We start from the raw sequence: 4,627 nt of genomic DNA, 5'->3' as shown, positions 1-4,627 counted from the left end.
TTCTGCTTGCTCCAGAGTTTCGGCAACGATTACGCCTTTGCCAGCCGCTAAACCGTCGGCTTTAACAACAATCGGGGCACCTTTTTCTTTCAAGTATGCTAAGGCAGGTTCTACTTCCGTAAAATTCTGGTAGTCGGCAGTAGGTATGTTGTGGCGAGCTAAGAAATCTTTAGTGAAAGCTTTAGAGCCTTCTAATTGAGCCGCACCTTTTGAAGGGCCAAAGCAGCGAAGGCCTTCTGCTTCAAAATGGTCAACAACGCCGTCAACTAAAGGCGCTTCTGGGCCGATAATGGTAAGTGCGACTTGATTCTCTTTGGCAAAATCAGACAGCGCTTGAAAGTTCATAACGTCAATGTCGACATTGCTTAATTTGCTGTCTGATGCGGTACCAGCATTTCCTGGTGCAACAAAAACTGTTTCGACGTCTTTATTTTGTGCAGCTTTCCAGGCAAGAGCATGTTCTCTGCCGCCGCTGCCAATGATAAGAATATTCATAGCGTAACCCGATCTAATAATAACTTAATAGCCAGGCGGCTTACGGAGTCGCCTGGAGATGGAAATGGGCGCAAGGATACCTTATTCGAGAGGAGATATAAAAAATAATTGTTCGTAAAATGGGCAAGAGTGGTTTTACGAACAACCAACTCTTATGAATGCTAAGCAGAGTTTGCAAGTTGGGCCAGCTTCTCTCTAGCTTGGTCGCGAATCGGCACAGCCTTATGTTCTTTGTTGTCCATTAATACAAAAGTATTGCTGGCATCTGCGATAATCGTGTTGCTACCTTCCAAGTAGATAGTTTGATCTATTTTACAGCTGGTATTACCTATGCGCATTACCTTGGTATGGATCTCGAGCTGATCATTGAAGAGGCATGGGTGACGATAGTTTATATTGCTATTTACCAAGGTCAGTGTCAGATCAAGCTGTGAGAAAAACTCTATGGCATTGAAGTTTTCAAACAATACCCAGCGAGCTTCTTCGAAAAAGCGGGTATAGCCGTTGTTGTTGAGGTGGCCGTGTTGGTCGAGGTGATAGCCCCTTACTTTAATGCGTACGTAATCTGACACTGTTGTTGCTCCATTAATGATAGAAGTCCGTGGAAGCCTTCGGGCGTCCGATTAATAGGTAAAAATAGTCTAGCGTATATTATTAGGTAGTGCTAACTAGAGGCAGAAGAGTAGATGTATAGCAGGAAGAGTACCGTGCACCAAGTCTCAAACAGAGGCGGGTGCACGGTCATACAGAGCTTATTTGCTTAGTGTCGGAAGTGACGCATTCCGGTAAATACCATTACCAAACCGTGCTCATCAGCTGCATCAATGACTTCTTGATCACGCATTGAACCGCCTGGCTGGATGACACAACTAACGCCGGCATTTGCGGCATTGTCTATGCCGTCTCTGAATGGGAAGAAGGCATCTGAAGCCATCATAGAGCCTTTCACGGCAAGTCCGGCATGCTCAGCTTTGATTGCTGCGATGCGTGCTGAATTGACACGGCTCATTTGCCCGGCACCAATACCGATAGTTTGAGCGCTCTTGCCGTAAACAATCGCATTGGACTTAACCATTTTAGCAACTTTCCAGGTGAATAAGAGGTCATCAATTTCTTCGTCTGTTGGCTGGCGCTTGGAGACAACAGTCAAATCTTCCTTACTGATCATGCCTAAGTCACGATCTTGCACCAGTAAGCCGCCATTGACGCGCTTATAATCGAAAGATGCTGCGCTGTCAGAAAATGCACCGCACTCTAGGAGGCGGACATTTTTCTTAGCGGCTACGGCTTCTTTCGCTTCGGCGCTAACGCTCGGAGCAATAATAACTTCAACAAACTGTCGGTCGACGATAGTTGTCGCGGTTTCCGCATCAAGCTCACGGTTAAAGGCGATGATACCGCCAAAAGCAGATTCAGGGTCCGTTGCATAAGCTTTTTCATAAGCCTCTAGAATAGAGCCGGCTTCTGATACGCCACAAGGGTTTGCGTGCTTGACGATGACACATGCAGGTTCGTCAAATAGCTTTACGGTCTCAAGTGCTGCATCGGTGTCGGCGATATTGTTGAACGAAAGCTCTTTTCCTTGAAGCTGTTTAGCGCCAGAGATTGAATCGGCTGGTGCATTCTTTTCAACATAAAACGCGCTGTTCTGGTGAGGGTTTTCACCATAGCGAAGTTCTTGAGTTTTGTTCATTTGAACGTTAAATGTTCTTGGGAACTCTTTGCTGCCACCTGGAACCAATCGGCCAAAGTAGTTGGCAATCGCGCCGTCGTAGGCAGCTGTATGTTCGTAAGCTTTAATCGCTAGGTCAAAACGTGTTTCCAAACTTGTGCAGGCATCGTTCTCACGCATTTGATCAAGAATGTTCTGGTAGTCGCTCGCATTAACAACGATATTTACGTGTGCATGGTTTTTAGCAGCAGCACGTACCATCGTTGGTCCGCCGATATCAATGTTTTCTACAGCGTCTTCTAGGCTGCAGTCTTCCTTTGCGACAGTTTGTTCAAAAGGGTAGAGGTTAACGACAACCATGTCGATAGCCTTGATCTCATGAGCTTGCATTACTTCGTCATCCTGACCTCTGCGCCCTAAAATTCCGCCGTGAACTTTAGGGTGAAGTGTTTTGACTCGACCGTCCATCATTTCGGGAAAACCGGTATAGTCAGAAACTTCGACAGCAGGAATGCTGTTAGACTGTAGTAATTTGTAGGTTCCGCCCGTTGAAAGTATTTCAACGCCCATATCGTTTAGGGCAGAGGCGAATTCAACGATGCCCGTTTTGTCTGAAACGCTGATTAGCGCTCTTTTCACCTGGACCAGATCGTTAGTATTGCTCATGTTTATTCCAAACCTGTATAAGAAAAATAAAAAACTCTGACTTAAAGTAGACCGTACTGCTTAAGCTTCTTGCGTAAGGTTCCTCTGTTTAAACCAAGTAGAACAGAAGCTTTGGTTTGATTGTTGCGCGTATATTTTAGTACTTGTTCAAGTAGAGGTGCTTCTACTTCTGAGAGAACTAGTTGATAAACATCTGTGACTGGAGCACCGTCAAGTTGTTCAAAGTAGTTGCTCAGCGTCTTCTCAACGCAATCCCTTAAAGTGGCAGCGTTTTCAATTTGAGTTTGACTGGTGTAGGTTTGTTCTTCTTGTTTGTCTGCAGCAAGCGCTTCTATAGTCATGCGGCTATTTCCCCGTTATTGATTTGATTGTTGATTTGCTTTTCGAACTCCGTGCGCACAGCCTCAAGCTGAGCTTCCGGTGTTTCAATTTTATTAAAAAATTGTCTAAATTCTTGGTGATTCGGTCTTGCCTTCAGATACCAGCCGACGTGTTTGCGAGCGATGCGATGACCCATTTTCTCACCATAGAACTGATGTAGTTCTTCTAGGTGATGAAGGATGATATCGCGAACGGTGGCCAACGGTCTTTCTTCACGCTTGGTACCGTGCTTAAGGTAGTGGTTGATATCATCAAAAATCCAAGGGCAGCCTTGTGCAGCTCGACCTATTAGCAGACCGTCAACTCCTGTTTGCTTCAATACCTGTTCTGCTTTCTCGGGCGAATCAATATCGCCGTTAGCAAGAACGGGTATGCTTATCGCCTCTTTTACTTGAGCGATGGTGTCGTATTCAGCTTGTCCTTGGTAAGCGCAAGCTCGAGTTCGGCCGTGAATGGCGAGAGCTGCAATACCGCTTTGCTCTGCCATTTTAGCGATCGTTAATGCATTTCGAGAGTTTTTATCCCAGCCAGTGCGTATTTTTAGCGTCACCGGAATGTCGACAGCCCCAACCACTGCACTTAGGATTTCCTTTACCAGGTCTTCGTCTCTCATCAGTGCAGAGCCTGCTGCTTTGTTACAAACTTTCTTGGCCGGGCAGCCCATATTGATGTCTATGATCTGTGCGCCTCGCTCCTGATTAAGCTCTGCCGCTGTTGCTAGCATTTCTGGATCGCCGCCAGCAATTTGTACAGATATAGGGTCACTCTCACCGGTATGGTCGAGACGATGCATTGACTTGCGTGTTTTCCAAAAACTTGGGTCGGCGATTACCATTTCCGAAACAGCCATAGCTGCGCCGTTGTTCCGGCATAACTGTCGAAAAGGTCTGTCTGTCACGCCAGCCATGGGCGCTAAGATCAATCGATTATCTAATTGATAGGGGCCGATTTTGAGCAAGTCGTTTCTCTGTCAGGTTCAAGGGTGGCTAATTTTGGGGGGGCTAATCATACCCTCTGAGGCAAGGGTGTAAAAGCAAAAAAGGTGGCTTTTTTTGGTTATATTTTGCTCTTATTGGTTGACAATTGATCTATGTCTTGTTCCTTGGAGCTTAGGGTTGAGGGGAGAAAAACTTTAGAGAGTAGTTAACCGCTTCTTTTCCTGGGTCAACGATTTCGAGTGAAATATGAATTGGCTGCTGACTTGGCATTTCGTGCCAGCTGGCTAGATCGCCAGACAAATACTCTTTCGCTTGGAATAAGCGTTGGGCAACGATATTTTTGTTTATGTCTGAAAAATAAAGAGCTAAGTCGGGGAACGCTTGATTGAAAGCAGCTTCATTCACTATCACGGTGTCGATTATGAGGGACTTGCGTTGAGTGGGGTGACTTCTGACAACGAGGTTGTTGCTTTTA

At 45.8% G+C, this 4,627-nt stretch carries 6 protein-coding genes; all 6 read right to left on the bottom strand.

Annotated features, from left to right (window positions below):
- On the bottom strand, positions 1 to 495 hold a 495-nt coding region (locus A3756_RS09815), incomplete at its 3' end, for a phosphoribosylamine--glycine ligase (RefSeq protein WP_368664580.1).
- A gap of 161 nt (positions 496 to 656) precedes the next feature.
- Positions 657 to 1,067 carry a thioesterase family protein gene (locus tag A3756_RS09810; protein ID WP_068512175.1) on the bottom strand — a complete coding sequence of 137 codons (411 nt, stop codon included), beginning with the start codon at positions 1,065 to 1,067 and terminating at the stop codon, positions 657 to 659.
- A 188-nt stretch (positions 1,068 to 1,255) separates the two neighbouring features.
- Positions 1,256 to 2,833: a bifunctional phosphoribosylaminoimidazolecarboxamide formyltransferase/IMP cyclohydrolase gene (purH, locus tag A3756_RS09805; protein ID WP_068512178.1), complete on the bottom strand. Its 1,578-nt coding sequence runs from the start codon at positions 2,831 to 2,833 to the stop codon at positions 1,256 to 1,258.
- Between the two features lie 41 nt (positions 2,834 to 2,874).
- Positions 2,875 to 3,174 (bottom strand): DNA-binding transcriptional regulator Fis, encoded by a 300-nt coding sequence (fis, locus tag A3756_RS09800; RefSeq protein WP_068506971.1) that lies wholly within the window; start codon positions 3,172 to 3,174, stop codon positions 2,875 to 2,877.
- Positions 3,171 to 4,172, bottom strand: a complete 1,002-nt coding sequence (gene dusB / locus A3756_RS09795) for a tRNA dihydrouridine synthase DusB (protein ID WP_082865181.1) — start codon at positions 4,170 to 4,172, stop codon at positions 3,171 to 3,173. Before dusB ends, fis begins: the two co-directional genes overlap by 4 nt.
- A gap of 151 nt (positions 4,173 to 4,323) precedes the next feature.
- Positions 4,324 to 4,627, bottom strand: a 304-nt coding sequence (locus A3756_RS09790) for a DUF3426 domain-containing protein (RefSeq protein WP_156490391.1), incomplete at its 5' end; no start/stop codon positions are given.

The organism is Oleiphilus sp. HI0086, assembly GCF_001635225.1.
This window is presented reverse-complemented; position numbering and strand designations above follow the sequence as displayed.